Raw genomic sequence first — 26,349 nt, 5'->3', positions numbered from 1 at the left:
GGGCAGCCACTGCGGCAGGGTGTCCCGGGCATGATAAGCTGACGCCGACATCTTCCCTTCGGCATTATTTCCCTTTCGGCGCCATTTACCTCAAGGCGCTGTTTCACTCTCGGAACACGGAGAACGCCCGAATGCGCGATACCCCCTGGACCGCCCCGATGCCCGAGGCCCAGTTCGAGCTGATGCGCGAGATCCTCGCCGCCCCGAGCCCCGTGGGCCTCGAGGCCGCCATGACCTATGGCGTGCTCAAGCCCCACTTCGAACGCTTCGCTCCCGCGGGCTGGAAGCTGCACCAGTTCAAGGGTCACGCCGGGGTGGTGCTCGACACTCACCCGGGCCGCGACGACCTGTTCAAGGTGATGATCATCGGCCACGCCGACAAGATCCGCATGCAGGTGCGCTCCATCGGCGAGGACGGCAAGATCTGGATCAACAGCGACTCCTTCCTGCCCAACGTGCTGATCGGGCACGAGGTCACGCTGTTCAGCGAGGACCCCGAGGCGCCAGGCCGCTACCGGCGCATCGAGGGCGGCACCGTGGAGGCGCTGGGCGCCATCCACTTCTCCGACCCCGCCCAGCGCTCGGGCGACAAGGGCATCAAGAAGGAGCAGCTCTACCTCGACCTGCAGATCCACGGCGAGAACAAGAAGCAGCAGGTCCAGAACCTGGGAGTACGCCCCGGCGACAGCATCCTGCTCGATCGCCCCATCCGCCACGGCTTCAGCCCGGACACCTTCTACGGCGCCTACCTCGACAACGGCCTGGGCTGCTTCGTCACCGCCGAGGTGGCGCGCCTGATCGCCGAGGCGGGCGGCACCCAGCAGGTGCGGGTGATGTTCGCCATCGCCAGCTACGAGGAGATCGGCCGCTTCGGCAGCCGGGTGCTGGCCGGCGAGCTCGAGCCGGATGCCATCATCGCGGTGGACGTCAACCATGACTACGTGGCCGCCCCGGGCATCGGCGACCGGCGCATGCAGCCGCTGGAGATGGGCAAGGGCTTCACCATGTCGGTGGGCTCCATCGCCAGCGAACAGCTCAACCGCCTGATCGAGAGCACCGCCCGGGAGCACGGGATCCCCATGCAGCGCGACATCGTCGGCGTGGACACCGGCACCGATGGCATGGCCGGGGTGCTCGCGTCGGTGGACTGCGTGGCCACCTCCATCGGCTTCCCGATCCGCAACATGCATACCATCTCGGAGAGCGGCAACACCCGCGACGTGATGGCGGCGATCCACGCCATCACCCGCAGCGTCCAGGCCCTGGACGCCCTGCCTGACCCGCACCGCGAGTTCCTCGACCACCATCCGCGGCTGGACGAGGCCGGCGCGCTGGGCCACCAGGGGAGTGACAAACCCGAGACGCCCGGGGAATCGGCGTCGTAAGCCGGCGCCAGCAGGGCCGAACGACGACTGCCGAGATAAGGGCCCCGCATGCCTGGCATGCGGGGCCCTGTCGTTGGCGGCATCCCTCATGCCGTCGCGGAATGATGCCGCGGCGTCATGAGGGGTAACACAACGGAATCCGGTTTCGCTCCCGCCGGCCCGCCACCGGGGCTACCATGAACCCACAGTCACCAGCCAGTGAGAGCGTCATGCAAGCCTTCCTCGTCGACGTCTACGCCATCCATCCCCGCGGTCAGGAACAGCACCTCGGCGGCGGCATCTTCCATGCGGCCAGCGCCGGCGAGGCCGAGGCGCTGGCCACCCGCGAGTTCTGGCAGGAGAGCCTGGCGGACCAGGGCTTCGACATCGGCTTCCAGACCGACCAGCCCGAGACCGGTCGCCAGGTGCTGAGCCTGGAGAGCCTCAAGGCCTTCATGCCCCGCCCCGCCTTCGCCTGAGCGCCTCGACGGCACGGCAATACCAGGCGCCGCCCCCATCGGGGCGGCGCCTGCCGTTGGTAGCATGGGCAGAGCGTCCCTGGCCGGCCGCTCAGCCCTGCCGCAGGTCGGCCAGCGCCTCGGCCAGCACCGGCGCCATGGCGATGGCGTTGCTCTCGTGGGCGATACAGTCGGTGCTCCACACCTCCCCCACCCCCGCCGCGCGGATCACCGCCAGGGCATCCCCGGCGAACAGCGCATGGGTCAGGGCCACGTCCACCGACAGCGCCCCGGCGGCCAGCAGCGCCTCGGTGGCGCGGGCCACGGTATGCCCGGAGCTCGCCACGTCGTCCATCAGCACCACCTCGCGGCCCGCCACGGGCAACTCGGGCAACTGGATGGTCACGTCGCGATCGCCGCGTCGCTCCTTGCGGCACACCCCGAAGTCACCCCCGATGGCGGCGGCGGCCTGGGCCACCCACTGCCGCGCCTCCTCGTCCGGCCCCAGCAGCAGGGCCCCGGGGCGCCTCTCGGCGATCAGCTCGGCCAGGCGCGGCGCGCCGGAGAGCGCGATGGCGTGCGCCAGGGGGATCGCCTGGTCGAGGCGCTCGATGCGGTGCAGGTGGGGATCCACGGTGATCACGGCGTCGAACAGCTCGGCCAGGAAGCCGCCGACGATGGTCTGGCTGACGATCTCGCCGGGATGGAAGGCGATGTCCTGGCGCATGTAGGCAAGGTACGGCGCCACCAGCACCAGGCGTCTCACGCCCTGGCGGCGGGCGTGACGCGCCAGCAGCAGCAGCTCCACCAGCTTGTCGTTGGGGCGGTCGAGGCTGCGGTAGATCACCAGACGCTCGGGGACGGCGCCCGCCTCCATGAAGGGCAGGGTCAGCTTGAGCTCGGCGTCGGGGAAGCGGTGGCACTCGACGGCCAGCGCTTCCATGCCGGCGGCATCGGCCAGGCGCCGGGCGGCGGCGGCCTCGTCGACGAAGTAGAGCAGGGAACGGTCCTTGTCTCGTCTCACGGGGTCACATCTCCACATTCAGGTGGGCCAGCTCGTCGCGCTGGCCCAGGGTGACGCCGCTGTCGCGCTCGCTGGACTGGTGGGCCAGGGACAGCTCGTTGCGGTAGGCGGCATAGACGGTATACAGCGTCTGCCCGGCCCTGACCTCGTCGCCCAGACGGGCTGCCATATCGACCCCTGCCCCGAGGGCCTTGGGCGCCCCGGCCAGCCGGGCGATGCGCGCCAGCTTGAGGTTGTCGATGCCCACCACCATGCCGTCCCGGGGGGCGACCACCTCGAAGCGGTGCGGCGCCAGCGGCGGTGCCTCCGGGTCGAAGGAGCGGGCGCCCTGGGCCTCGATGATCGCCTGCATCTTCTCCAGGGCGCGGCCGGAATCGAGGATATCCCGGGCGATGCCGAAACCGTCGCCACCGCGCACGTCGGGGTCGAACTCCAGGATCCGCCCGGCCAGGCGCAGCGACTTCTGGCGCAGGTCCATGGGCGCCTCCGGGTGGTTGCCGAGCACCTGCATCACGTCGCGGGCCTCCAGCACGGGCCCGATACCGCGGCCGACGGGCTGGCTGCCGTCGGTAATCACCACGTCCAGGGTCAAGCCCATGCGTCCCGCCACGAACTCGAACAGCTTGCGCAGCTGCCGCGCCTCGGGCATGGAGCGCACCTTGGCGTGGGGCCCCACGGGAATGTCCAGCAGCAGGTGGGTGGAGCCGGCGGCCACCTTCTTGGAGAGGATCGAGGCGACCATCTGTCCGGGCGAGTCGATGGAGAGCGGGCGCTCCACCGAGATCAGCACGTCGTCGGCCGGCGAGAGCTGGCTGGTGCCGCCCCAGGCGAGACAGCCGCGGTGGGTGCGCACGATCTCGCCCAAGGCATCGAAGGGCAGGTCGACATCGGCCAGCACCTCCATGGTGTCGGCGGTGCCCGAGGGCGAGGTGATGGCCCGCGACGAGGTCTTGGGGCAGAGCAGGCCGTGGGCGGCGACGATGGGCACCACCAGCATCGAGGTGCGGTTGCCGGGAATGCCGCCGATGCAGTGCTTGTCCACCACCGGGTGCTCATGCCAGTCGAGGCGCCGCCCCACCCGGCACATGGCATCGCTGAGGAAGAAGATCTCCTCGCGGTCCAGCTCGCCCAGGTCACAGGCCACCACGAAGGCGGTCAGCTCGATCTTCGAGTAACGCAGCTCGGCGATGTCCTGGATGATCGCCCGGTAGTCGTCGCGCGCAAGGCGCTCGCCACGGATCTTGCGGTGCAGGGCGGGGATCGAGGCCGGCGGCTCCGCCTGGGAGACGCTCACCGGTCGCCCCTCCGCCAGCCCCAGCGAGACGAAGGCATCCTCGGAGAGGCCGAGCTGCTGACAGTCGACGATGCCGGGGTCGTCAACCACATTGAGGCTGGCGAGGATGCGCTGGCCATTGGCGCGCACCTCCACCTTGGAGAGCGCCTGGAAGCCCTCGGCGCGGTAGAGGTGGCAGTCCCGGTGCAGGTAGGCCACGTTCTCCCGGTAGGTATCGATGCCGACGCGCTTGAGCGCCAGCGGCGAGAGGGTATCGTCCAGCGGTGCCACCGCGGGGGAACTCGTCTTCATGGCGACGTCCAGGCAGGCATGGCGGCCGGGGCAAGGGCCTGGCCATCATGGAGTGATCGTTAGCAGCATCCTACCAGCCGCCGCGACGAGGCGTCATGGCGTCGCGTGGGGCTTAACGTCGCCCCACCGATCACGCTAGGCTGACCCCTCCCCCCCGTGGAGGTCCACCCGTGTTCGATGCCCAGCTTGATGCCGGCCACCTGTGGGCGGTGGTCGTGACCCTGATCGCCGTGGCAGTCTGCATCCTGCTGCACTACGAGGTCTCGATGCGGCTGTGGCGGGGGCTGGAGCGTGCCCACGGCACCCTTCGCCGGCGCTTCCTGATGCTCAGCTTCGTCCTCTTCGCGACCCACGTGGCGGAAATCTGGATCTTCGGCGTGGGAATGGCGCTGCTCGGCGAGCATCCCCTGGCGGGTCAGCTGGTGGGCCTCGAGACCGTCAACCTGCTCGACTACGTCTACTTCTCGGCCATCACCTATACCACCCTGGGCTACGGCGACCTCTTTCCCAGCGGGCCGATCCGCTTCATCACCGGCAGCGAGGCCCTGCTCGGCTTCATGCTGATCACCTGGTCGGCATCGCTGACCTTCCTGGAGATGCAGCGCCACTGGTCGGCGCGCCGCGAACGATAAGGCCGTCCGCCGTGCCCACATCGCCGCGGCGGTGTAGGCTCTTCCCATACATCGGCACAAGGAGAGCAGGATGCGGTTCGCGATCATGGGCAGCGGCGGCGTGGGTGGCTACTTCGGCGCGCGCCTGGCCGAGGCCGGCCACGAGGTCACCTTCATCGCCCGCGGCGAGCACCTGGCGGCGATGCGGCGCGACGGGCTCAAGGTCTCGAGCATCGAGGGCGACCTGCACCTGGGCGCGGTGGAGGCCAGCGACGATCCACGTCAGGTGGGTGAGGTGGATGCCGTCATCGTGGCGGTCAAGGCGTGGCAGGTGATGGATGCCGCCGAGGCGATCCGCCCCCTGGTGGGGCCCGAGACCCTGGTGGTGCCACTGGAAAACGGCGTCGAGGCCGCCGACACCCTCGCCGAGGCACTCGGCGAGGAGCACGTGCTGGAGGGGCTGTGCGGGATCCTGGCCTGGAAGGCGGCGCCCGGGCACATCAAGCACGCCGGCGTCTCCCCCTTCGTGCGCTTCGGCGAGCGTGACAACCGCAAGAGCCAGCGCACCGAGCGCCTCAAGGCCGCCTTCGACGCGGCCCATGGCGTCACCGCCGAGATCCCCGACGACATCCGGGTCGCGGTATGGAGCAAGTTCCTGTTCATCTGCGCCATGAGCGGCATCGGCGCCCTCACCCGCGCCCCCATCGGGGTGACCCGCCGCCTGCCCGAGACCCGCGAGCTCATCGAGGCGATCCTGGCCGAGATCGCGGCGGTGGCCAGGGCACGCGGCATCGCCCTGCCCGCGGACGCCGCGACCCGCGCGATGGGCTTCATCGATGCCCTGCCCGAGGCCAGCACCGCCTCCATGCAGCGCGACATCATGGCCGGCCACCCCTCGGAACTCGAATCCCAGAACGGCGCCGTGGTGCGCCTGGGCCGCGAGGCCGGGGTGGCCACCCCGGTCAACGCCATGATCCACGCCGCCCTGCTGCCCCAGGAGCGCAAGGCGCGCGGCGAGACCTGAGGGCTCGCCCCGCCGCCGTCGGCTGGCATAGGCGGGCCGGTATCAGCGATGACAATTCGTACCATTACGCATCGTCATCCATGACCAACCAAAATAGAACGCGGGGTTTGATAAGCTGCCGCTTCACCGAGTGAGGCAAACCGCCGCGGCTCCCCGGCCCTCTCCCCCGCAGTGACGACCGACTGGGCGTCGGGCAGCGCGGACCGGGAGGCAACCCGTGAGCTCGGCGTGACGTCACCACCAAAGGAGAGTCGCCTTGGAGCTGATTCAGTACGCGCTGGACAACCTCGACCTGCTGCTTACGCGCACCCTGGAGCATATCTCCCTGGTGGGCGTGGCGGTGGGCATCGCCACCCTCACCGGCGTCCCCATCGGCATCGCCATCACCAAGAACGAGCGGGTGGCGCAGCTGGTGCTCTACCTGGCCTCGATCATCGTCACCATCCCCTCGATCGCGCTGTTCGGGATCATGATCCCGGTGCTCTCGCTGATCGGCCACGGCATCGGCTATGTGCCGGCGGTGATCGCGGTGCTGCTCTACTCCCAGCTGCCTATCATCCGCAACACCTACACCGCCATCAACAACGTCAACCCGGCGCTGCGCGAGGCCGCCCGCGGCATCGGCATGAGCCCCAACCAGCGCCTGCGCATGGTGGAGATCCCGCTGGCGGTGCCGGTGATCATGGCCGGTGTCAGGACGGCGGTGGTGCTCAACATCGGGGTGATGGCGATCGCCGCCTACATCGGCGCCGGCGGGCTCGGCACCTTCATCAGCCGCGGCATCTCGCAGTCCGACCCGCGCCAGCTGATCGTCGGCGCCGTCGCGGTGAGCCTGCTGGCGATCGTCGTCGACTACACCCTGCTCTACGTGCAGAAGCGCCTGACGCCCAAGGGCATGGAGCGGGCCGCCGAGACGGCCTGATCCCCCGCGATATCGATCCCCGGCCCCTGACAAGGAAACCACATGATCAAGCTCGATAACCTGACCAAGGTCTTCGATACCCCCAAGGGTGCCGTGGTCGCCGCCGACCACATCAGCATGGAGGTACCCCGGGGCGAGATCTGCATCCTGCTCGGCCCCTCCGGGTGCGGCAAGACCACCACGCTGAAGATGATCAACCGCATCGTCCAGCCGACCTCCGGCAAGGTGTTCATCGACGGCGAGGACACCACCGACATGGACACCCAGAGCCTGCGCCGCAACATCGGCTACGTGATCCAGCAGATCGGCCTGTTCCCCAACATGACCATCGAGGAGAACATCACGGTGGTGCCCAAGCTGCTGGGCTGGGACAAGGCCAGGTACCGCGAGCGGGCCCGCGAACTGATGGCGATGATCGCCCTCGAGCCCGACGCCTTCCTCAAGCGCTATCCCAACGAGCTCTCCGGCGGCCAGCAACAGCGCATCGGGGTCGCCCGGGCGCTCGCCGCCGACCCGCCGGTGATGCTGATGGACGAGCCCTTCGGCGCCATCGACCCCATCAACCGCGCGGTGATCCAGGACGAGTTCCTCAAGATGCAGCAGGAGCTCAAGAAGACCATCATGTTCGTCAGCCACGACATCGACGAGGCGATCAAGATGGGCGATCGCATCGCGGTGTTCCGCGAGGGCAAGCTGGTCCAGTACTCCGAGCCGGACGACCTGCTGGCGGCCCCCAGGAACGCCTTCGTCGAGTCCTTCCTGGGCGAGGACCGGGCGCTCAAGCGCCTCAACCTGGTCAAGGTGAACGAGATCGTCAGCGACGAGATCGGCACCGTCTCCCCCGGCGACACCCTGGAGCAGGCGCTGGCCCGCATCGATGACTTCGGCTACCAGAACTCCATCCTGATGGTGAACGACCAGCGCCAGCCGGTCGGCCTGATCACCCGCGCCGTGGCCCGCACCACCCGCGGCTACTGCCGCGATCACTTCCAAAACGTGCCGGCGACCGTCGGGCTCGACGACGACCTGCGTAAGGTCGCCTCGCTGATGTTCGCCCAGGACACCACCTGGCTGCCCTGCGTCGACGACGAGGGGCGGGTCTGCGGGCAGATCACCCAGCGCGCCATGACCCACCACCTGGGCGCCCGTTTCCGCGCCGCCGAGCGCACCGCCCAGGCCGCCGCCGAGACTACGAGCAAGGAGTAAGCCGATGCCGATACAGAGCCTCCGCGGGGCCCTGCTGGCGCTCCTGCTGGTCGCCGTCTTCCTGGCCGGCGTCTGGAGCCAGTCCAGCGGGGTGATCGACGACTTCCTCTGGTACCTGCCCGACGTGCGGTTCCTGGCGGTGCAGCACCTGTGGCTGACCGCCATGTCGGGCGGGCTGGCCATCGCCGTGGCGATCCCGCTGGGCATCCTGCTCTCGCGCCCGAGCATGTCACGCTGGGCCGAATCGCTGATGCAGGTGCTCAACGTGGGGACCACCATCCCCACCCTGGCGGTGCTGGCGCTCTCCATGAGCTTCCTGGGCATCGGCACGGTTCCGGCGGTGTTCGGGCTCTTCGTCGCCACCCTGCTGCCCATCACCCGCAACACCTATGCCGGCCTCAAGGGGGTCAACCCGGCGCTGATGGAGGCCGCCGCCGGCATCGGCATGTCTCCCGCCCAGCGCCTGCTCAAGGTCGAGCTGCCCAACGCCCTCTACGTGATCTTCGCCGGCATGCGCACCGCCCTGACCATCAACGTGGGCACGGTGCCGCTGGCCTTCCTGATCGGCGCCGGAGGGCTAGGCGAGCTGATCTTCACCGGCATCGACCTCTACGACCCGGTGATGATGCTCTCCGGTGCCATCCCCACGGCGCTGCTGGCGATCGTGGTGGACGCCCTGATCGCCACCGTCGCCTTCCTCGTGGTTCCCCGCGGGGTCAACCCCAACCGGGCCTGAAGGAGGCGCCCCCTCCGCACGGTTTACACGCGCGTTACCCACAAGAGCAAGAGGAGAGATCCCATGAAGCACCTGATGACAACCCTCGCCGGCCTGGCCTTCGCCGGCTCGCTGGCCACCGCCCAGGCCAACGAGATCGTGGTCGGCGGCAAGAACTTCACCGAACAACAGCTGCTGGCCAGCATGACCACCCAGTACCTCGAGGGACTGGGCTACGAGGTGGACAGCCGGGCCGGCATGGGCTCCGCCGTGCTGCGCCAGGCGCAGGAGAACGGCCAGATCGACCTCTACTGGGAGTACACCGGCACCTCGCTGATCAACTACAACGACGTGACGGAGAGCCTCTCCCCGGAGGAGACCTACCAGCGAGTCAAGGAGCTCGACGGCGAGAAGGGGCTGGTGTGGCTCGAGCCCTCCGCGGCCAACAACACCTACGCCCTGGCGATGCGCGAGGAGAGCGTCGCCGAGACCGGCATCGAGACCCTCTCCGGGCTGGCCCAGGCGGTCAACGACGGCGAGCCGCTGACCTTCGCCATGAACGCCGAGTTCTACGCCCGTGAGGACGGCTGGCGCCCGCTCCAGCAGGCCTATGACTTCCGCGTCTCCCGCGGCGACGTCAAGCGCATGGACTCCGGCCTGGTCTACCAGGCGCTGCGCGACGGCGAGGTCGACGTGGGCCTGGTGTTCGCCACCGACGGGCGCATCCCCGCCTTCGACTTCCAGGTACTGGAGGACGACCAGGGCTTCTTCCCTGCCTACGCCCTCACCCCGGTGGTGCGCGCGGAGACCCTGGAGCAGAACCCGGAGCTGGCCGAGCAGATGAACGCCCTCTCCGCGCTGCTCGACGACGCCACCATGGCCGAGCTCAACGCCCGGGTCGACGTCGAGCGCGAGACCATCGAGGATGTCGCCCAGAGCTTCCTCGAGGCGCACGAGCTGCTGTGAGGTCGCCGGCATGGCTGGCATAATGCCGGCCGTTGCCTGTGCCAGGGAGGGCCGCCCACGGGCGGCCCTCCGCCGTTTCCAAGGGGGAAGAGATGCACTATCAGGATCGACTGCGCGTTGGTGCCGCCCAGATCAATGCCACCCTCGGCGAGGTGGATGCCAACCTGGGGCAGCACCTCGCCACCATCCGCGAGGCCCGCGAGCGGGGCGTCGAGCTGCTGGTCTTCCCCGAGCTCTCGCTGACCGGCTACGGCCTGGGCAGCCGGGTGATGCAGGTCGCCATGCCGCTGGAGGACCCGCGCCTGCAGGAGCTGGCCCTGGCCTGCGGCGAGATGCAGACCGTGGTGGGCTTCGTCGAGGAGGCGAGCCCCGGCGAGTACTACAACGCCCTGGCCATCCTCCAGGACGGCAGGATCGCCGCGGTGCACCGCAAGCTCAACCTGCCCACCTACGGCGGGCTCGAGGAGGGCAAGTGGTTCACCCACGGCAGCGAGCTGACCCACACCGCGGTGCGCCCCGGCTGGTCGGCGACCCAGCTGATCTGCGCCGACCTGTGGAACCCGGCGCTGGTCCACGCCGCCCTGCTGCCCCGCCCCACGGTGCTCTGCGCGCCGATCAACTCCGCCAGCGGCATCGTCAGCGACGACTTCTCCAACGAGCAGAACTGGGCCCTGAACGTGCGCTTCTACGCCATGACCTACGGTACGCCGGTGATCATGGCCAACCGCTTCGGCCCCGAGGGGCAGAGCCACTTCTGGGGCGGCTCGCGTATCCTGGACCCGCGCGGCGAGCTGCTGGCCGAGGCCGAGGAGCGCGAGACGCTGATCACCGCCGAGCTGTCGCGCACCGCCATCGCCCGGGCCCGCTTCGAGCTGCCCACCCACCGTGACGCCGACACCCCGTTGATCCGTGAGCTGATGGCAGGCCATCGCTGACCGAGGAGCAAGACGATGTGGCACCAGCAGGAGATCCGGCTTTCCGCTCTGCCAAGAGGTTTCCACCTGATCACCGAGCGTGTCGTCGAGGCCCTCCCGGCGCTCACCCGCTGCCGGGTGGGGCTGCTGCACCTGCAGCTCATGCACACCTCGGCCTCGCTGACCCTCAACGAGAACGCCGACCCCGACGTGCGCCACGACCTGGACGCCTTCCTGCGCCGACTGGTCCCGGGTGACCTGCCCTACTTCCGCCATACCCTGGAGGGCCCCGACGACATGCCGGCCCATGTCATCGCCAGCCTGCTGGGCACCCAGCTGACCCTGGCGGTCCGCGATGGCCGCCTGGCGCTGGGCACCTGGCAGGGGCTATGGCTGGGAGAGCACCGCGACCACGGCGGGCCCAGGCGGCTGGTCGCCACACTGAGCGGCGAAGGGTAAGGCGTCCGGGTCAGGGCAGGCGCCCCTCTCGCGCCAGGCGCCGCCTGACCCAGCGGTCGTAGCACCAGCGCAGCAGCGGCTTGATCCCCGGCAGGCCGATCAGCCAGGCCAGTGGCCTGAGGCGCGGCACCCGGCGCATCAGCAGGATATAGGCGTCGATGCCCTCCAGGATGCTCCCGCCCTCCTCCTCGACATGCAGGGAGAGCAGCGCCGCCTGGGGGTCGACGCCCCTCTCGCGCAGCATCGCCTGGTGCTCGGTCACGTCGCACCACGCCACCTGGCGGCCGGCCTCCCCCGCCCAGCGCTCGTAGCGGGCGCGATCCCGCCGGCAGCCGGGACAGATGCCATCGTAGTAAACCTTGAGCAGTGGTAGCGTGGCCATCGCATCACTCCCTTCGGTTGAGGCCTACCGCGGCAGACACGGCACTTTCGCCAGGGTTCACCCAACGCGGGGGCGCCTCACCAGTAGGCGGGATCGTCGAAGGCCGCGACACAACGCGGCACACCGGCAAGGGACGCCATCTCATGCCCCTCCAGTGCCTGGCCGAGCCAGCCCTCCGGCTGGGTGAGCCGGAAGGGGGCCGTCGATTCGGGGGCCGGCATGAAGCCGACCCGCGAATAGAACGCCGGATCCCCGAAGGTGAAGAGGTGCGTCACGCCCCGCGCCTCGAGGCGCTCGAGGCCGAAACGGATCAGGCGCTGCCCGATGCCCCGGCCCTGATGGTCGGGGTGCACCGCCACCGGTGACAGCAGGAAGGCCTCGACCGGGCTATCGAAGGTGAGCCTCGAGAAGAAGATGCCGCCGACAACTCGGCCCTTCTCCAGGGCCACGAACCCCAGCCGGTCCCGCGGGGCGGTATCGGCCATCAGCTTGCGCACCAGGCCCCCGACCAGCTCACCTTCGGCCGGCCCCTCGGCATCGGCAAAGGTCCTGTCGAACAGCGCCTGGATCTCGGCGGCCTGGTGTGTTTCGAACTCCGACAGCTGCATGGTCTTTCCCCTGACTAAGGTGGACTGTGGTCAGGATACCCCTGAGCATGCCGATAGCGCGAAACGTGCACCGGCCGAGACGACATCGCCCATCCGCAAGGGGATGGGCGATGGAAGTGCTCGAAGGGCAGGATGGCGTCAGCTGGAGGGGAAGTTCAGCTGGGCCTGCTCCCGAGCGCTGCGCGCGGGCCAGCGCTGGGAGACGGCCTTGCGGCGGGTGTAGAAGCGCACCGCGTCGGGACCGTAGGCGTGAAGGTCGCCGAACAGCGACTCCTTCCAGCCGCCGAAGCTGTGGAAGGCCACCGGCACCGGCAGCGGCACGTTGATGCCCACCATGCCCACCTCGATGGCATCGCTGAAGCGCCTGGCGGCCTCGCCGTCGCGGGTGAACACGCAGGTGCCATTGCCGTACCGGTGGGCGTTGATCAGCGCGATGGCCTCCTCGAAGGTCTCGACGCGCACCACGCAGAGCACCGGGCCGAAGATCTCGTCGCGGTAGATGCCCATCTCCGGCGTCACCCGATCGAACAGGGTGGCGCCCAGGAAATAGCCCGGCGACTGCGTCACCAGCGGGTGCCGGCGGCCGTCGACCACCAGCTCGGCGCCGGCCGCCTCGCCCTGCTCGATGTAGCCCGCCACCTTGTCGCGGTGGGCGGCGTTGACCAGGGCGCCCATGTCGAGGCCCTTCTCGGTGCCGGGGCCGATCTTCAGGGTGCGCGCCTGTTCACCGACCTTCGCCACCAGGGCATCGGCGGTGGCGTCGCCCACGCACACCGCCACGGAGATCGCCATGCAGCGCTCGCCGGCGCTGCCGAAGGCGGCGCCGATCAGGGTGCTGGCGGCGTTGTCGAGGTCGGCATCGGGCAGCACCACGGCGTGGTTCTTGGCCCCGCCCAGCGCCTGCACGCACTTGCCGTTGTCGGCGCCGCGGCGGTAGATCGCCTTCGCCACCGGGGTGGAGCCGACGAAGCTGAGCGCCTTGACGTCGGGGGCGTCGATCAGCGCCTCCACGGCCTCACGGTCGCCGTGCACCACCTGGAAGAGCCCGGCGGGCAGGCCCGCCTCCTCCAGCAGCGCGGCCATCTTCATGGCCGCGGAGGGCACCTGCTCGGAGGGCTTGAGGATGAAGGCATTGCCGCAGGCGATGGCCATGGGGAACATCCACAGCGGCACCATGGCCGGGAAGTTGAACGGCGTGATGCCGGCGACGATGCCAAGTGCCTGGTGGTTGGAGAAGGTATCGATGCCCGGGCCGGCGTTGTGGGAGTACTCGCCCTTGAGCAGCTCCGGCACGCCGCAGGCGTACTCGACATTCTCGATGCCGCGCTTGAGCTCGCCCATGGCGTCCTCGAGCACCTTGCCGTGCTCCCGGCTGATCAGCACGCAGAGCTCGTCGGCGTCGCGCTCGAGCAGCATCTTGAAGCGGAACATCACCTGGGCGCGCTTGGCCGGCGGGGTGTCGCGCCAGGCGGGCTGGGCCGCCCGGGCGGCCTCGATGGCGTGTGCCACGGTGGCGGTGTCGGCCAGGGGCACGCGGCCGATCACCTCGGCGCTGGCCGGATTGGTCACGTCCAGGTGGCGCTCGCCCGGGGCGGGGTCGCCACCGATCCAGTGGGTCAGGGTCTGCATGTCGCGTCCTTGGGGGTCAGACTTCACGGCCGAGCAGGGCCTCGTCGAAGGGGTAGCGGGAGAGCTTCTCGACGCCGGTGTCGGTGATCAGCACCTCCTCCTCGAGCTTGACGCCGTCGGCGGCGCCCACCTCGCCGATGTAGCTCTCCACCGAGACCACCATGCCGGGCTCGAGGATGCCGTCCTTGGAGAAGCGGTCGAAGTCCATGTGGTGCGCCACCAGCGGCGTCTCGCCGTGCATCCCCACCCCGTGGATGATCGAGGGGTAGCGGCGATCCAGGAAGCGCTCGGGGATCTTCCAGGCCTGCTCGGCGATCTCGCGGTAGCTCATGCCGGGCTTGAGGATGCCCATGTTGTGTTGCACCTGGTCGTAGGCCATGCGGTAGAGTTCGCGCTGGTAGGCGCTGGGCCGGCCCGGGCCGACATGGAAGGTGCGCGAGAAGTCGGAGTAGTAGCCGTGGCAGCCGATGGTGTCGGTGTCCAGGGCCACCAGCTCGCCGGGGCGGATCTTGCGGTCGCTGGCCTCATGGAACCAGGGATTGGTGCGCGGCCCGGAGTTGAGCAGGCGGGTCTCGATGAACTCGCCGCCGCCGCGGATCACCTCGCCGTACATGATGGCGAACAGCTCGTTCTCGGTGACGCCGGGCTTGATGGCGGCCTCCACCTCGGCCACCGAGGCCTCGCTTGCCGCCATGGACTGGGCCAGGCAGGCGATCTCCTCGGGGGTCTTGATGCGCCGGCAGTGCAGGGTGTCCTGCATGCAGTCGAAGACATCCAGCCCCTGCGCCTCCAGCGAGCGGGCCAGGTTGAGCGCGCAGCGGTCCAGGCCTACTTTCTTGTTGCCGCGGCCGTGCTCCTGGACGAGCTCGGCGATCTCCAGGCCGAAGGGGTCCGAGGAGAGGTTGTCGCGCTGGTTCACCGCCGACCACACCACCTTGGAGGTGCGCGACTCATCGATGGTCTCCAGCCAGGTGGAGACGTGGGCGCTGCCCGGGTACTCGAAGAGAATGATCGGGCCTTCCAGCGGCACATAGAGGTAGCGCGTGGAGTTGCGCAGGAAGTAGCCGAACATGTTGCGCGAGCCGGTGGCGTAGCGCTGGTTGTTGGGGTCGAACAGCACCAGGGCGGCGTAGCCCTGCTCGGCCATCATGGCGCGCAGGCGCGACAGGCGCCCGGCGCGCAGCTGCACGGGGTCGAAGGCGGTGGGGATGCTGTCGCCGTTGGCCTGTGGGGCCGACGGCACGACCGGGATGTGGTCCGGTTCGCTGTCGGTCAGATTCTCTGACTCTACGATGCTCATGGGAGGTCTCTCGCTGTGTCGCCAGGGGGATGGCCGCCTGCCCGGGCGGCCATCGTCAAGTGAGGCTGAACGAAGCCTCGGCGCTCAGTCGGCCAGGCTGTCGCTACGCTCCATGCCCTCCTCGAGCAGGCGCTCGTGGACCGGTGCCATGCGCCCGAAGATGCGCTGGGCGCGCTCGGGGCGACCGATGAAGCCCGGCTCCTTGGCGTAGGCGAAGATCACGGTGTGGCGCTCGCGGTCGCCCTCCACCGGGGTGACCCGGTGCAGCGAGTAGCGACCGAAGAAGACCTGCAGGTCGCCGGGCTGGAGGTCGAGGGACTTGAGGCGCGAGCGGTCGCCGTCGATCACCTTCTCCACCTCCGCGAAGTTCTCGCCCTCCGGGCTGCGGATGCCCGGGGCATACTCGAAGCGGCCGCCGCCGTGGGACTGGCGGGTCATCATGGTGACGATGAACTCGTTGGTGTCGTAGTGCCAGGGATGCTGGCAGCCCTCGCGCAGCACGTTGACCACCAGGTCGGCCAGCGGGTCGGCGTACTGATGGATCTCCTCCATGCCCACCACGGCGCCGATGAAGCGCTGGAAGCCGGGATGCTCGTAAACCTGGCGAATGATGGTATCGCCATCGATGCGATCGCCGGCCACGAAGCCATTGGTGCGGTCGTCGAAGCGGTTCAGCGGATGGCTGGCCGGTTTCTCGGGGTCACCGGCGCTGTTGTAGGGGTTGGTCTCGGTCTGGTTGTAGTGCGCCTCCGGCGAGAGGCGTTCGGTCTCGCGCTCGAGCCGCGCCAGCGCTTCCTCGGGCACGAAGTGCTTGAGCACCACGCAGCCGTCCTGGTCGAGCTGGCGACGGCACTGCGCGATCAGCTCGCGTCCCGCCGGGCTTTCGAGGTCGTGGATGGGATAGCGGTCCAGGTCGATCAGGCCGTCCAGGGAATCGGTCGCTTGTCGCTCGGCCGTGGCGTGCATCGGTCGTCGCTCCTGTCGTCGGGGGATCGGCGGTTGGCATGTCGTGTGGACAGGGTAGTGACGACGAATCCATAATTTAAATGAATGCTTGAGATACAACCCATTGCAGAGGCTCATTGATATGGATACCGACCTGCTGCGCGCCTTCGTCACCGTGGCCGAGTGCGAAGGGTTCAGCGCCGCCGGCAAGGTCCTGCACCGCACCCAGTCGGCCATCAGCCTGCAGATCAAGCGTCTGGAGGACCAGATGGGCAAGGCGCTGTTCGAACGCACCAGCCGCAGCGTGATGCTGACCGGTCCCGGTGAGCGGCTGCTGCCCTACGCACGGCATATGCTGACCCTGGAGGATGAGGCCCGGGAGGCCCTGGGCCAGCTCACCCGGGGGGAGCTGATCCGCTTCGGTACCTCCGAGGAGCAGGCCGCGACCTACCTGCCTGCCCTGCTGGCACGCTTCGCGGAGCGCTACCCGGCGGCCCGCCTGGAGATGCACTGCGACATCAGCGGCTCGCTGGTCGAGGCCTTCCAGGAGGGGGTGCTGGACGTGGTGCTGTCGATCCGCCACGGGCCGACCCAGTCCGGCCAGCTGCTGGGCTGGGAGCCGATGGTGTGGGTGGTGGCGGAGCAGGCAGCGCCGGAGCGCTGGACGGAGCTGCCGCTGGCGCTGAACCCCGAGGGCTGTATCTTCCGCGCCCATGCGCTGGCCGCGCTGGGCCGCGAGAAGCGCCGCTGGCAGCTGCGTTACGTCAGCCCCTCGCCCACCGGCATCAACCTGCCGGTGCAGGCGGGGCTGGCGGCGACCGTCAAGACCCCGCGCAGCGTACCGCCTGGCTGCCGGATCGTCGGTGAGGCCGAGGGGCTGCCGGCGCTGGGGCAGGTAGAGGTGGAGCTGCACCGGCGCCCCGGGCACGCCAGCGAGGCGCTGGAAGCCTTCTGCGAGGAGCTGGTGGCGATCGTCACCGACAACGATGCGGTGGCCTCACCGCCCCTCGATGGAGGCGCTGCATTCCAGCGATAGCCCCTGCCGAATTTCCCAACGCCTGAAGTTGTGTCACAGTGCTGTACAATTATTTCGACGCCACACCAACCGAACGAAAGGAGAGCTCCATGAGCCAGCGTATCCTGATGGTTTTGACCTCGCACGATCGCCTGGGGGATACCGGCGAGCCCACCGGCTTCTGGCTGGAGGAGCTGGCCGCGCCCTACTACGCTTGCCGCGATGCCGGCGCCGAGGTGGTGCTGGCCTCCCCCGCGGGCGGCCAGCCGCCGCTGGATCCCAAGAGCGATGCCGAGGAGAGCCAGACCGAGGCCACCCGGCGCTTCAAGCAGGACCCGGAGGCCCAGCAGCAGCTGGCCAGCACCCGGCGCCTGGCCGAGGTCAGCGCCGATGACTTCGACGCCATCTTCTACCCCGGCGGCCACGGTCCGCTGTGGGACCTGGTGGATGACCCGGACTCCATCCGGCTGATCGAGGCCTTCTGGGCCCAGCAGAAGCCAGTGGCGGCGGTGTGCCACGCCCCCATCGTGCTGCTCAAGGCGCGTGACGCCGAGGGCCAGCCGCTGGTGCGCGGCCGCCGGGTCACCGGCTTCACCAACGGCGAGGAGGACGCCGTGGGCCTCACCGAGGTGGTGCCCCAGCTGGTGGAGGAGGCCCTCAAGGCCGCCGGCGGTGACTACTCCAAGGCCGACGACTTCGCCCCCTATACCTGCCGCGACGGCCGCCTGATCACCGGCCAGAACCCACCCTCCTCCGAGCCAGTCGCCAAGGTACTGCTCGAGGCACTGAGCGAATAGGCCGCGCCCCCGATATCCGGCGGCAGAACCGACCCTGCCGCCCCTTCAACCAGAGCACCCCGGCATCACATGATGCCGGGGTGCGCGTCTTTCTGCTGGCAGGGTTGAGCCACTGGCAGTGTCGGGATCAGCCGCGGCGGTAGGTACCCACCAGGCGGTTCATGCCCAGCAGGTGCGGCTCGACCTTGATCAGCAGGTCGCGCAGCGAGAGCCCTTCGGGCAGGTCATCGGTGGGCTTGTCCAGCGCCAGCACCCAGAAGTAGTAGCGGTGCACGTCGTGGCCCTCGGGCGGCATGGGGCCGCCATAGCCCAGCTTGCCGAAGTCGTTCTTGCCCTTGGTGCCCACGCGGCTCGCCTCCTCGAGGCTGGTGGTGGAGGCCGGGATGTTGTAGAGCACCCAGTGCACGAACCCGTAGGTGCCATTCTGCACCAGCGGGGCGTCCGGGTCGTGGCAGATCAGGGCGAAGCCCTTGGTGCCTTGCGGGGCGTCCTGCCAGACGATCGCCGGGGAGATGTCATCCCCCTCGCCGGTATACCGCGCCGGAATGCCGGCGCCATCATCGAAGGCGGGACTGGTCACGCGCAGGGTCGACAGGGCAAAGGCCATCGTGGATCCTCCTGATTGAGAACGGGAACTGAGCCGACTCAGCGTGGGAAACAACCGAGGAGCTGTCAATATGCCCAGGCGTCTGCTGATCATCGCCCATGCCCCCTCCCCCAACACCCGGCGACTGCGCGAGGCCGCCGAGCGCGGGGCACGCCACCCCGAGATCGACGGCATCGAGGTGGTGGTGAAGCCCCCGCTCGAGGCGGGGCCCGACGACGTTCTCGCCTGCGACGCCATCCTGCTGGGTACCACCGAGAACCTGGGCTACATGAGCGGCGCCCTCAAGGACTTCTTCGACCGCAGCTACTACCCGGTGCTCGAGGAACGCCAGGGGCTCCCCTGCGCCCTCTATGTGCGTGCCGGCCACGACGGCACCGGCACCCGCCGCGCCGTGGAGGGCATCGTCACCGGCCTGCGCTGGCGCTGGGTGCAGGCGCCGCTGATCCTGCGCGGCGAGTGGCAGGAGGAGTTCGCCCGGCAGGTGGAGGAGCTCGCCATGACCCTGGCCGCGGGGCTCGAGGCCGGCATGCTATAAGGTTATACGATTAAACTTCGTTGAAATACACCCTCCTCCTTCCTACCGCCTGCTATACCTCAAGGGAGCCCCCTAGACGCAGGGCACCAGGGGACCGTTCCACACCCCTTGGCCGACACCACAACACGATAACAACCCAGCCTGTCGACCAGATGCGATACGAAGTCGCTCGCCTGGCTTCTACCTGACCCCACCTGGTTCGGATGTGCCTCTGGCCGACTCACTGTTGCGAGGTGAGTCATGAACATCACACCCCGACGGTTGGCCATCGCCCTGGCCAGCCTGCTGCTCTCCCTTCCGCTAGCGGCAAACGCCGAGACGCCACTGACCATCGCCACGGCTAGCCCGTCCGGCGTCTACCATGTGGTGGGGCGTGCCCTCTGCCGCGCCCTCGACACCCCGTGCCGGGCGACACCCAGCGATGGCTCCAGCGCCAACCTGCGTGCCCTGCGGCGCGGCGAGCTGATGTTCGCCCTGGCCCAATCCGACCTGCACCAGTACGCGGCGCAGGGCATCGAAGGGTTCCGCGAGGCCGGGCCGGACACCGCGCTGCGCTCGATCTTCTCGCTGCACAGCGAGCCCTTCACCCTGGTGGTGCGGCGCCGCGCCGATATCAAGGGGTTCGAGGACCTGCACCGCCGCTCGGTCAACATCGGCAACCCCGGCTCGGGCCAGCGTGGCACCATGCTGCGCCTGATGGATGCCCGCGGCTGGACGCGCAGCGACTTCCGCCAGGTTCATGACCTGCCGGCCGACCAGCAGGCCATGGAGCTGTGTCACGGCAACATCGACGCCATGGTCTATACCGTAGGCCATCCCAACGACTCGGTGGCCCAGGCGATCCGCCTGTGCGATGCCGAGATCGTCGACGTCGAGGGGAGTTTCGTCGACCTGATGGTCAACGCCTTCCCCTACTTCACCCGCGCCTCGATCCCGGCCGGGCTCTACGGCCCCGAGCAGAAGGCGGTGACAACCTTCGGGGTCAGGGCCACCCTGGTCACCACCCACCAGACCGACCCGGCGCTGGTCTACCGGCTGGTGGCCAGCGTCTTCGACGACTTTGCTCGCTTCCAGTCGACCCACCCCGCCCTGGCCGAGCTGTCCCCCCAGGCGATGATCCGCGACGGCCTGAGCGCTCCCCTCCACGCTGGGGCGATGCGCTACTATCGCGAACGCGGCTGGCTCCCGGCGGAGACGTCGGACGCTCCGGTGACCGAGAGTGCCCAGGCGGAATAGCCCCTTCATCCTGGACGTTCTTCCCAACCGACAGCGGCGGCGCCCCGCAGGGCGCCGCCGCTGTCGTCACGGCGTGAGTGAGCGCCTACTTCAGGCGCTCGAACACCGTCGCCACGCCCTGGCCCATGCCGATGCACATGGTGGCCAGACCCAGGGTGGTGTCGCGCTCACGCATCACGTTGAGCAGGGTGGTGCAGATACGCGCGCCGGAGCACCCCAGCGGATGCCCCAGGGCGATGGCGCCGCCATGCAGGTTGACCTTCTCGTCCATGGCGTCGCGCAGGCCCAGGTCCTTGAGCACCGGCAACGCCTGGGCAGCGAAGGCCTCGTTGAGCTCCACGGTCTGGATGTCGTCGGCGGTGAGGCCGGCGACCTTGAGCGCCTTATTCGAGGCCGGCACCGGGCCATAGCCCATGATGGAGGCGTCGCAGCCGGCCACCCCGGTGGAGAGCACACGGGCGATGGGCTCGAGACCCAGCGCCTGGGCCCGCTCGGCGCTCATCACCGCCATGCCGGAGGCGCCCACGGAGAGCGCCGAGGAGGTGCCGGCGGTGACGGTGCCGCCGCGCGGGTCGAACACCGGCTTGAGCTCGGCCATCCGCTCCAGGCTGGCGTCGGCACGGATCACCTCGTCGCGCTGCACCAGGATCCGCCGCCCCTCGGCGTCGTGCCCCTCCACGCCGATGATCTCGCGGTCGAAGCCGCCGCGCTCCATGGCCGCCTGGGCGCGCTGGTGGGAGCGCACGCCGAAGGCATCCTGCTCCTCGCGGGAGATGCCATGCATCTTGCCCAGCAGCTCGGCGGTGAGGCCCATCATCATGGCCGCCTTGGCGGCGTGCTTGCTGGCCGCCGGGTTGATGTCGACGCCGTGGGTCATGGGAACGTGCTCCATGTGCTCGACCCCGCCGATCACGTAGAAGTCGCCCATGCCGGCCTTGATGTTGGCGGCGGCGATATGCAGCGCGCTCATCGAGGAGCCGCACAGGCGGTTGACCGTCTGCGCCGGCACGCTGCGCGGGATGCCGGTCATGATCGCCGCGTTGCGGGCGATGTTCATGGACTGCTCCAGGGTCTGGTTGACGCAGCCCCAGATCACGTCGTCCACCTCGGCCGGATCGAGGCCGGGATTGCGGTCGAACAGCGACTGCATCACCGCGGCGGAGAGGTTCTCGGCGCGCACGTGGCGGAAGGCGCCGTTCTTGGCCTTGGCCATGGCGGTGCGCACGCAGTCGACCACCACGATATCTCTCGGATTCAGACTCATCTTGCTTCTCCTGTTGTGGTGGTGGATCAGGCCTGGGCCGGGGCGGGGTAGAAGCGCTCGCCGGCGGCGGCCATCTCGCGCAGCTTGTCGGTGGGCGCATAGAGGGCACCCAGCTCCTTGGCCAAGTCGTCGGCCAGCGCGACGAAGGCCTCCACGCCCATGGCGTCGATGTAGCGCAGCGCGCCGCCGCGAAACGGCGGGAAGCCGATGCCGTAGATCAGCGCCATGTCGGCCTCGGCGGGGCTTGCGACGATGCCGTCCTCCAGGCAGCGCACAGCCTCCAGGCAGAGCGGCACCATCATGCGGGCGATGATCTCGTCGTCGGAGAACTCGCGGTTCTCCCTGGCCACGCCCTTGACCAGCTCGATGGCGGCCTCGTCACGCACCTTCCTGGGCTTGCCCTTGCGATCCTCCTCGTAGGCGTAGAAGCCCCTGGCGTTCTTCTGCCCCAGGCGCTCGCTCTCGAACATCACCTGGATGGCGCTCTTCTCGCCCTCGCCACCGAGGCTGCCCATGCGCTCGGGGAATCCCTCGGCCATCACCTCGCCGGCATGCACCGCGGTATCCAGGCCCACCACGTCGAGCAGGTAGGCAGGGCCCATGGGCCAGCCGAATCGCTCCATCACCTTGTCGACATGCGCGAAGTCGGCGCCCTGCTCCATCAGCCGGCTGAAGCCGCCGAAGTAGGGGAAGAGCACGCGGTTGACCAGGAACCCGGGGCAGTCGTTGACCACGATGGGGGTCTTGCCCATGGCCCGGGCGTAGGCCACGGTGGCCGCCACGGCGGCGTCCCCGGTCTTCTCGCCACGGATCACCTCCACCAGCGGCATGCGGTGCACCGGGTTGAAGAAGTGCATGCCGCAGAAGTTCTCGGGGCGCTCGAGGCTCTCCGCCAGGCGAGTGATGGAGATGGTGGAGGTGTTGGAGGCCAGGATGGTCTCCTCGCCTACCGCGGCCTCCACCTCGGCCAGCACCGCTCCCTTGACCCTGGGGTTCTCGACCACCGCCTCGACCACCAGGTCGACGTGGCCGAAGTCGCCGTAGGCAAGGGTCGGGCGGATGTTGGTGAGCCGCTCGGCCATCGCCTCGGTGGAGAACTTGCCGCGCTCCACCTGCTTGGCGAACAGCTTGCGCGCCTCCTTGAGGCCCAGCGCGATGGCCTCCTCCTTGATGTCCTTCATCAGGATCGGCGTGCCCTTGGAGGCGCTCTGGTAGGCGATGCCGCCGCCCATGATGCCGGCGCCGAGCACGGCGGCCTGCTTCACCGGACGCGCCTGCTTCTCGTACTGGCCGCCCTTCTTCTTGACCACCTGGTCGTTCATGAACAGGCCGACCAGGTTGAAGGCCACCTCGGTCAGCGCCAGCTTGACGAAGGCCTTGGCCTCGATGGCCTGGGCACGTCCGCGATCCTCGCCGGCGCCCTTCTGGATCACCTTGATCGCCTCCACCGGCGCCGGATAGTGCGGGCCCGCCTTGCCCTTGACGTAGCCCTTGGCGGTCTCGAAGGCCATCATCTGCTCGATGGGGCCGAGCCGAAGGGGCTGCTGTTTCTCCGCGCGGCGGGCGCGGTAGTCGAGCTCGCCGGCGATGGCCCGGGCCAGGATGTCGCGGGCCGCGGCCTCCAGCGCCTCGCCCGGCACCACGGCATCCACGGCGCCCATCTTCAGCGCGGCGTCGGCCCTGTTCTGGGTGCCGCCGGCGATCCACTCGATGGCGTTGTCGGCACCGATCAGCCGCGGCAGGCGCACGCAACCGCCCCAGCCGGGCAGGATGCCGAGCTTGGTCTCGGGCAGGCCGATCTGGGCATCCTCGGCCATGACGCGGAAGTCGGTGGTCAGCAGCACCTCGCAGCCGCCGCCCAGCGCCAGGCCGTTGATGGCGGTGGCGGTGGGGAACGGCAGGTCCTCGATGGCGTTGAAGATGCCGTGCACCCGCATCAGCATCGCCTCGAGGAAGTCGGCGCCCTTGCCGAACATGGCCTGGAACTCGGTGATGTCGGCGCCGACGATGAAGGCCTCCTTAGCGCTGGTCAGCAGCAGGCCCTGGAGTCCCTTCTCGCCCTTGAGCGCCGTGACCGCCTCCTCCAGCTCGCCGACCACCGCGCTGGAGAGCTTGTTGACCGACTCGTCCTTCAGGTCGAAGGTGAGCGTGGCGATGTCGTCATCGCCACGCACCACCGTGATGGCGTTGCCCTGATAGATCATACCGCGAACCTCCCGATTTCATACGGCCGTTTGAATGCGCACAGCTTGGTGCAGCCCGCCGCCGGCGTCAAGCCCTGGTGGCGACCGGCCGTCGGTGCCCGGCGACGCTATCCCTCGCGCCCGACCCTGCTAGGATGGCAGCTCACTCCCCCGTCGTCCCCCACGAGAGCGTGATGCCACCCGCCCCCTCCCCGTCCTCACCCGGCACACCCGGCCCCGTAAGCCGCCTGACCCGCCTGCAGCGCGGCGTCGAGGCCCTGGTGGAACGGCTGCGCCCCTGGAGCTGGCTATGGCCGCCGGTCGCCTTCGGCGCCGGTCTCGGCAGCTTCTTCCTGGTGGAGCGCCAGCAGTGGCTCGGCGCCCTGCTGGCGCTGGGGATGCTCGGCGCCTGGCTGCTGCTACTCTCGGAGAGCATGATCGGGCGCCTGCTGGTGCGCCGTGGCTACCCTGCGCTGCCGCGCACGGTGACCCAGTTCATCGCCCAGATGATCCACCAGGAGACGCTGTTCTTCTGCCTCCCCTTCCTGCTGGTCACCACGGTGTGGCGCAGCGGCCAGGCGCTGTTCACCCTGCTGGTCATCGGCATGGCGCTGTTCTCCGTCCTCGACCCGCTCTACCACCGGATCGCCGAGCGGCTGCGCTGGTTCTACTTCGCCTTCCACGCCCAGTGCGTCTTCCTGGTGGTGCTGGTCACCCTGCCCACCCTGCTCCACCTCACCACCTACCAGAGCCTGCTGCTGGCGATCGCCGCCATGCTGCTGTTCAGCCTGCCGAGCCTGTTGCACCTCACCGCCGCCCAGCGCGGGCGGCGCTGGCTGATGGTACTGGTGCTGCTGCCGCTGCTGGCGGGGGCGGCCTGGGCGGGGCGGATCTGGGTGCCGCCGGCCAGCCTGTGGATCACCGCCACCGCCCTCTCCCCGGGCTTCGACGAGGCCTCTCGCCGTCCCAGGGGCGAGCTCACCCTGACGCCCGGGGCCCTGGCCGAGCAGGGGCTCTACGCCTACACCGCCATCCATGCCCCGCGCGGGCTGCGCGAGGAGGTGCACCATGTCTGGCGCCTGGACGGCGAGGAGGTCGACCGCATTGCCCTGACCATCGAGGGTGGCCGCGAGGCGGGCTACCGTGCCTGGAGCCACAAGCGCAACTTCCCCGAGGCGAACGCCGGGCGCTGGCGCATCGACGTGATGACCGACGGCGGCCAACGCATCGGGGTGATCCGCTTCCGGGTGGCCGAGGGCGAGGAGGCGACCCGGGCCGACGGGCGCATCCGGCGCCCCGTCGGGCTGCCGGGGCTGGCGTGGTGGCCCGGAGTGCCCGACGACGAGGCGGCTCGGGAGGAGGCGCCGACCAGCGAGGAAGAGAGAGAAGCGGCAGACGAAGGCAAGGAGGAAGCGGACAAGGCGGCGCCCCCCACGCCCGAGGAGCCGGCGCTCCCGCCGCGCCAGGGGGATGCCGATGCCACCTCGGGGTCGGCAGCGGCGTCGATGACGGCGCAAGCGTTGGCCGGTAGTGAGAAAGGCGAATGATAAGCCCGCTTGCAATCCACGCACGGGCTTCCGACAATCCACCCTGATTCCACGCAACGACGGCGATTGCCCCATGCACGAGAACATCGGTTTCCAGCTCAGCCGCCTGCCCCGCCTGTGGCGGGCGGTGATCGACCGCCGCCTCGCCCCGCTGGGGCTGACCCAGACTCGCTGGGTCACGCTCTATCACCTGTGGCGCCTGGGCGACGGCCAGCCCCAGTGCGACCTGGCCCGGGCCATCGGCGTCGAGGCCCCCTCGCTGGTGCGCACCCTGGACCAGCTCTCCGAGCAGGGGCTGGTGGAGCGCCGCCCCTGCGACCAGGACCGCCGCACCAAGCGGGTCTTCCTTACCGCCGAGGCCAGTCCGCTGCTGGCGCGCATCGACGACGTGGTGCGCCAGGCGCGTAACGAGATGCTGGACGGCCTGAGCGAGGAGGAGGTCGCCACCCTGGCCGAGCTGCTGTCACGCATCGAGGACAACGGCCTCGCCCTCCAGGCCCGGGAGGGCGAGGAAGGCTAGCCCGGCGGCGGGGCCGGCGGGCCGGACACCCCCGGGTCGTCGGGACGCCCCGCCAGGCCGTCGCGCAGCGCCTCGAAGTCGGGCAGGTAGGTGGAGAAACGCGCGAAGCCCTGGGACTCCCCCCACCACAGGGTCAGGGCGCGCGGGTCGGACTCCACCACCAGGGCATCCTGGGGCAGCCGCTCCAGCAGCGCCTTGAGCCGCGCCGCCAGCGGCTCGGGCAGCGGCCGCAGCGGCTCCGTGCGCCAGCGCCAGTCATGGGTGAAGGGCTTGAGCGCCGCGGCGGCATGGGTCTCGCGCACCAGCGTGAAGTCTGGCCCCGGGCGCTGCACCGGGTAGTGCCAGCGATAGGCCGGCATCGGCACCTTGTCATCGTGCAGCGGGGGGCGCTTGAGCGTCACCTTCACGCCGTGCTGCATGGCCGCCTGGCGCAGGGCCGCCACGCGCTTCTGCCGTGGGCTCGGCTTGAGCCACATCACCGGCGAGATCACCAGCAGCATGGCCAGCAGGATATAGAGCCAGATCATCGCGTC

At 69.3% G+C, this 26,349-nt stretch carries 27 protein-coding genes; 16 read left to right on the top strand and 11 right to left on the bottom strand.

The annotated features are described in order from the left end of the window. Positions 1–131 precede the first annotated feature (131 nt). Both BLP95_RS16035 and BLP95_RS16030 read left to right on the top strand, forming a co-directional pair. The gene (locus tag BLP95_RS16035) at positions 132–1,385 is read left to right on the top strand and encodes a M20/M25/M40 family metallo-hydrolase (RefSeq protein ID WP_089681072.1); all 1,254 of its coding nucleotides are present in this window, start codon (positions 132–134) and stop codon (positions 1,383–1,385) included. A gap of 209 nt (positions 1,386–1,594) precedes the next feature. Next, complete coding sequence (locus tag BLP95_RS16030) at positions 1,595–1,843, top strand: hypothetical protein (RefSeq protein ID WP_089681070.1); 249 nt, start codon at positions 1,595–1,597, stop codon at positions 1,841–1,843. Positions 1,844–1,934: 91 nt separating this feature from the next. Here the strand turns inward: BLP95_RS16030 and BLP95_RS16025 are convergent, their stop codons facing one another. Both BLP95_RS16025 and BLP95_RS16020 read right to left on the bottom strand, forming a co-directional pair. After that, the gene (locus BLP95_RS16025; protein ID WP_281187393.1) at positions 1,935–2,846 is read right to left on the bottom strand and encodes a ribose-phosphate diphosphokinase; all 912 of its coding nucleotides are present in this window, start codon (positions 2,844–2,846) and stop codon (positions 1,935–1,937) included. 4 nt (positions 2,847–2,850) lie between these two features. Continuing rightward, complete coding sequence (locus tag BLP95_RS16020; protein ID WP_089681066.1) at positions 2,851–4,431, bottom strand: thymidine phosphorylase family protein; 1,581 nt, start codon at positions 4,429–4,431, stop codon at positions 2,851–2,853. Positions 4,432–4,601: 170 nt separating this feature from the next. Between BLP95_RS16020 and BLP95_RS16015 the strand changes: the two genes are divergently transcribed. From BLP95_RS16015 to BLP95_RS15980, 8 genes are all read left to right on the top strand, one after another. Then, positions 4,602–5,063, top strand: a complete 462-nt coding sequence (locus BLP95_RS16015; protein ID WP_245678784.1) for a potassium channel family protein — start codon at positions 4,602–4,604, stop codon at positions 5,061–5,063. 70 nt (positions 5,064–5,133) lie between these two features. Beyond that, positions 5,134–6,066, top strand: coding sequence for a 2-dehydropantoate 2-reductase (locus BLP95_RS16010; RefSeq protein WP_089681064.1), 933 nt, complete (start codon positions 5,134–5,136; stop codon positions 6,064–6,066). Positions 6,067–6,322: 256 nt separating this feature from the next. Then, positions 6,323–6,988 (top strand): ABC transporter permease, encoded by a 666-nt coding sequence (locus tag BLP95_RS16005; RefSeq protein WP_089681061.1) that lies wholly within the window; start codon positions 6,323–6,325, stop codon positions 6,986–6,988. A 42-nt stretch (positions 6,989–7,030) separates the two neighbouring features. Next, positions 7,031–8,194, top strand: a complete 1,164-nt coding sequence (locus BLP95_RS16000) for an ABC transporter ATP-binding protein (protein ID WP_089681059.1) — start codon at positions 7,031–7,033, stop codon at positions 8,192–8,194. Positions 8,195–8,198: 4 nt separating this feature from the next. Next, positions 8,199–8,930 carry an ABC transporter permease gene (locus BLP95_RS15995; protein ID WP_089681056.1) on the top strand — a complete coding sequence of 244 codons (732 nt, stop codon included), beginning with the start codon at positions 8,199–8,201 and terminating at the stop codon, positions 8,928–8,930. A gap of 63 nt (positions 8,931–8,993) precedes the next feature. Beyond that, entirely contained in the window at positions 8,994–9,875 is an 882-nt protein-coding gene (locus tag BLP95_RS15990; RefSeq protein WP_089681055.1) for a glycine betaine ABC transporter substrate-binding protein, read from the top strand. Positions 9,876–9,967: 92 nt separating this feature from the next. After that, entirely contained in the window at positions 9,968–10,810 is an 843-nt protein-coding gene (locus tag BLP95_RS15985) for a nitrilase-related carbon-nitrogen hydrolase (RefSeq protein ID WP_089681053.1), read from the top strand. 15 nt (positions 10,811–10,825) lie between these two features. Beyond that, on the top strand, positions 10,826–11,248 hold the full coding sequence (locus tag BLP95_RS15980; RefSeq protein WP_089681051.1) for a secondary thiamine-phosphate synthase enzyme YjbQ: 423 nt from the start codon (positions 10,826–10,828) through the stop codon (positions 11,246–11,248). 10 nt (positions 11,249–11,258) lie between these two features. Here the strand turns inward: BLP95_RS15980 and BLP95_RS15975 are convergent, their stop codons facing one another. The 5 genes from BLP95_RS15975 to BLP95_RS15955 all read right to left on the bottom strand — a co-directional run bounded on the left by BLP95_RS15975 (position 11,259) and on the right by BLP95_RS15955 (position 16,133). After that, the gene (locus BLP95_RS15975; RefSeq protein WP_089681048.1) at positions 11,259–11,630 is read right to left on the bottom strand and encodes a thiol-disulfide oxidoreductase DCC family protein; all 372 of its coding nucleotides are present in this window, start codon (positions 11,628–11,630) and stop codon (positions 11,259–11,261) included. Positions 11,631–11,707: 77 nt separating this feature from the next. Then, entirely contained in the window at positions 11,708–12,238 is a 531-nt protein-coding gene (locus BLP95_RS15970; protein ID WP_089681046.1) for a GNAT family N-acetyltransferase, read from the bottom strand. Positions 12,239–12,376: 138 nt separating this feature from the next. Continuing rightward, positions 12,377–13,867: a CoA-acylating methylmalonate-semialdehyde dehydrogenase gene (locus BLP95_RS15965; protein ID WP_089681044.1), complete on the bottom strand. Its 1,491-nt coding sequence runs from the start codon at positions 13,865–13,867 to the stop codon at positions 12,377–12,379. A gap of 16 nt (positions 13,868–13,883) precedes the next feature. Beyond that, entirely contained in the window at positions 13,884–15,167 is a 1,284-nt protein-coding gene (locus BLP95_RS15960) for a M24 family metallopeptidase (protein ID WP_089681042.1), read from the bottom strand. Positions 15,168–15,251: 84 nt separating this feature from the next. After that, positions 15,252–16,133, bottom strand: coding sequence for a HalD/BesD family halogenase (locus tag BLP95_RS15955; protein ID WP_089681041.1), 882 nt, complete (start codon positions 16,131–16,133; stop codon positions 15,252–15,254). 121 nt (positions 16,134–16,254) lie between these two features. Here BLP95_RS15955 and BLP95_RS15950 point away from each other — a divergent pair, with 121 nt between their 5' ends. Together BLP95_RS15950 and BLP95_RS15945 are read left to right on the top strand one after the other, a co-directional pair. Then, entirely contained in the window at positions 16,255–17,148 is an 894-nt protein-coding gene (locus BLP95_RS15950; RefSeq protein WP_089681039.1) for a LysR family transcriptional regulator, read from the top strand. Between the two features lie 89 nt (positions 17,149–17,237). Further along, on the top strand, positions 17,238–17,924 hold the full coding sequence (locus tag BLP95_RS15945; protein WP_089681037.1) for a type 1 glutamine amidotransferase domain-containing protein: 687 nt from the start codon (positions 17,238–17,240) through the stop codon (positions 17,922–17,924). A 127-nt stretch (positions 17,925–18,051) separates the two neighbouring features. On the opposite strand, the gene BLP95_RS15940 is transcribed toward BLP95_RS15945, so the two are convergent. Then, the gene (locus BLP95_RS15940; RefSeq protein ID WP_089681035.1) at positions 18,052–18,531 is read right to left on the bottom strand and encodes a YbhB/YbcL family Raf kinase inhibitor-like protein; all 480 of its coding nucleotides are present in this window, start codon (positions 18,529–18,531) and stop codon (positions 18,052–18,054) included. 70 nt (positions 18,532–18,601) lie between these two features. Here BLP95_RS15940 and BLP95_RS15935 point away from each other — a divergent pair, with 70 nt between their 5' ends. After that, positions 18,602–19,066 (top strand): flavodoxin family protein, encoded by a 465-nt coding sequence (locus tag BLP95_RS15935; protein WP_089681033.1) that lies wholly within the window; start codon positions 18,602–18,604, stop codon positions 19,064–19,066. A 240-nt stretch (positions 19,067–19,306) separates the two neighbouring features. Further along, positions 19,307–20,302 carry a TAXI family TRAP transporter solute-binding subunit gene (locus BLP95_RS15930; protein WP_089681031.1) on the top strand — a complete coding sequence of 332 codons (996 nt, stop codon included), beginning with the start codon at positions 19,307–19,309 and terminating at the stop codon, positions 20,300–20,302. Between the two features lie 85 nt (positions 20,303–20,387). On the opposite strand, the gene fadA is transcribed toward BLP95_RS15930, so the two are convergent. Further along, a complete protein-coding gene (fadA, locus tag BLP95_RS15925; RefSeq protein ID WP_089681029.1) occupies positions 20,388–21,566 on the bottom strand; it encodes an acetyl-CoA C-acyltransferase FadA in 1,179 nt (392 codons plus the stop codon). A 26-nt stretch (positions 21,567–21,592) separates the two neighbouring features. Beyond that, on the bottom strand, positions 21,593–23,770 hold the full coding sequence (gene fadB, locus BLP95_RS15920) for a fatty acid oxidation complex subunit alpha FadB (protein ID WP_089681027.1): 2,178 nt from the start codon (positions 23,768–23,770) through the stop codon (positions 21,593–21,595). Positions 23,771–23,943: 173 nt separating this feature from the next. Here fadB and BLP95_RS15915 point away from each other — a divergent pair, with 173 nt between their 5' ends. Further along, the gene (locus BLP95_RS15915; RefSeq protein WP_089681025.1) at positions 23,944–25,296 is read left to right on the top strand and encodes a DUF5924 family protein; all 1,353 of its coding nucleotides are present in this window, start codon (positions 23,944–23,946) and stop codon (positions 25,294–25,296) included. A gap of 73 nt (positions 25,297–25,369) precedes the next feature. Continuing rightward, positions 25,370–25,816, top strand: a complete 447-nt coding sequence (gene slyA, locus BLP95_RS15910; RefSeq protein WP_023005772.1) for a transcriptional regulator SlyA — start codon at positions 25,370–25,372, stop codon at positions 25,814–25,816. On the opposite strand, the gene BLP95_RS15905 is transcribed toward slyA, so the two are convergent. Beyond that, positions 25,813–26,343 (bottom strand): preprotein translocase subunit YajC, encoded by a 531-nt coding sequence (locus BLP95_RS15905; protein ID WP_089681023.1) that lies wholly within the window; start codon positions 26,341–26,343, stop codon positions 25,813–25,815. The genes slyA and BLP95_RS15905 overlap by 4 nt on opposite strands. Between the last annotated feature and the right edge of the window lie 6 nt (positions 26,344–26,349).

Source organism: Halomonas shengliensis, assembly GCF_900104135.1.
GTDB lineage: Bacteria > Pseudomonadota > Gammaproteobacteria > Pseudomonadales > Halomonadaceae > Halomonas > Halomonas shengliensis.
This window is presented reverse-complemented; position numbering and strand designations above follow the sequence as displayed.

What these genes read in the sequence shown, in the direction of transcription:
- BLP95_RS15975 (WP_089681048.1), bottom strand. Translation starts at nt 11,630, where the DNA reads ATGGCCACGCTACCACTGCTCAAGGTTTACTACGATGGCATCTGTCCC.
- BLP95_RS15905 (WP_089681023.1), bottom strand. Translation starts at nt 26,343, where the DNA reads ATGATCTGGCTCTATATCCTGCTGGCCATGCTGCTGGTGATCTCGCCG.
- BLP95_RS15930 (WP_089681031.1), top strand. Translation starts at nt 19,307, where the DNA reads ATGAACATCACACCCCGACGGTTGGCCATCGCCCTGGCCAGCCTGCTG.
- slyA (WP_023005772.1), top strand. Translation starts at nt 25,370, where the DNA reads ATGCACGAGAACATCGGTTTCCAGCTCAGCCGCCTGCCCCGCCTGTGG.
- fadA (WP_089681029.1), bottom strand. Translation starts at nt 21,566, where the DNA reads ATGAGTCTGAATCCGAGAGATATCGTGGTGGTCGACTGCGTGCGCACC.
- BLP95_RS15915 (WP_089681025.1), top strand. Translation starts at nt 23,944, where the DNA reads ATGCCACCCGCCCCCTCCCCGTCCTCACCCGGCACACCCGGCCCCGTA.
- BLP95_RS15945 (WP_089681037.1), top strand. Translation starts at nt 17,238, where the DNA reads ATGAGCCAGCGTATCCTGATGGTTTTGACCTCGCACGATCGCCTGGGG.
- BLP95_RS15950 (WP_089681039.1), top strand. Translation starts at nt 16,255, where the DNA reads ATGGATACCGACCTGCTGCGCGCCTTCGTCACCGTGGCCGAGTGCGAA.
- BLP95_RS15995 (WP_089681056.1), top strand. Translation starts at nt 8,199, where the DNA reads ATGCCGATACAGAGCCTCCGCGGGGCCCTGCTGGCGCTCCTGCTGGTC.
- BLP95_RS15965 (WP_089681044.1), bottom strand. Translation starts at nt 13,867, where the DNA reads ATGCAGACCCTGACCCACTGGATCGGTGGCGACCCCGCCCCGGGCGAG.
- BLP95_RS15970 (WP_089681046.1), bottom strand. Translation starts at nt 12,238, where the DNA reads ATGCAGCTGTCGGAGTTCGAAACACACCAGGCCGCCGAGATCCAGGCG.
- BLP95_RS16030 (WP_089681070.1), top strand. Translation starts at nt 1,595, where the DNA reads ATGCAAGCCTTCCTCGTCGACGTCTACGCCATCCATCCCCGCGGTCAG.
- BLP95_RS16035 (WP_089681072.1), top strand. Translation starts at nt 132, where the DNA reads ATGCGCGATACCCCCTGGACCGCCCCGATGCCCGAGGCCCAGTTCGAG.
- fadB (WP_089681027.1), bottom strand. Translation starts at nt 23,770, where the DNA reads ATGATCTATCAGGGCAACGCCATCACGGTGGTGCGTGGCGATGACGAC.
- BLP95_RS16020 (WP_089681066.1), bottom strand. Translation starts at nt 4,431, where the DNA reads ATGAAGACGAGTTCCCCCGCGGTGGCACCGCTGGACGATACCCTCTCG.
- BLP95_RS15955 (WP_089681041.1), bottom strand. Translation starts at nt 16,133, where the DNA reads ATGCACGCCACGGCCGAGCGACAAGCGACCGATTCCCTGGACGGCCTG.
- BLP95_RS16010 (WP_089681064.1), top strand. Translation starts at nt 5,134, where the DNA reads ATGCGGTTCGCGATCATGGGCAGCGGCGGCGTGGGTGGCTACTTCGGC.
- BLP95_RS15980 (WP_089681051.1), top strand. Translation starts at nt 10,826, where the DNA reads ATGTGGCACCAGCAGGAGATCCGGCTTTCCGCTCTGCCAAGAGGTTTC.
- BLP95_RS15990 (WP_089681055.1), top strand. Translation starts at nt 8,994, where the DNA reads ATGAAGCACCTGATGACAACCCTCGCCGGCCTGGCCTTCGCCGGCTCG.
- BLP95_RS15960 (WP_089681042.1), bottom strand. Translation starts at nt 15,167, where the DNA reads ATGAGCATCGTAGAGTCAGAGAATCTGACCGACAGCGAACCGGACCAC.
- BLP95_RS15940 (WP_089681035.1), bottom strand. Translation starts at nt 18,531, where the DNA reads ATGGCCTTTGCCCTGTCGACCCTGCGCGTGACCAGTCCCGCCTTCGAT.
- BLP95_RS15935 (WP_089681033.1), top strand. Translation starts at nt 18,602, where the DNA reads ATGCCCAGGCGTCTGCTGATCATCGCCCATGCCCCCTCCCCCAACACC.
- BLP95_RS16000 (WP_089681059.1), top strand. Translation starts at nt 7,031, where the DNA reads ATGATCAAGCTCGATAACCTGACCAAGGTCTTCGATACCCCCAAGGGT.
- BLP95_RS15985 (WP_089681053.1), top strand. Translation starts at nt 9,968, where the DNA reads ATGCACTATCAGGATCGACTGCGCGTTGGTGCCGCCCAGATCAATGCC.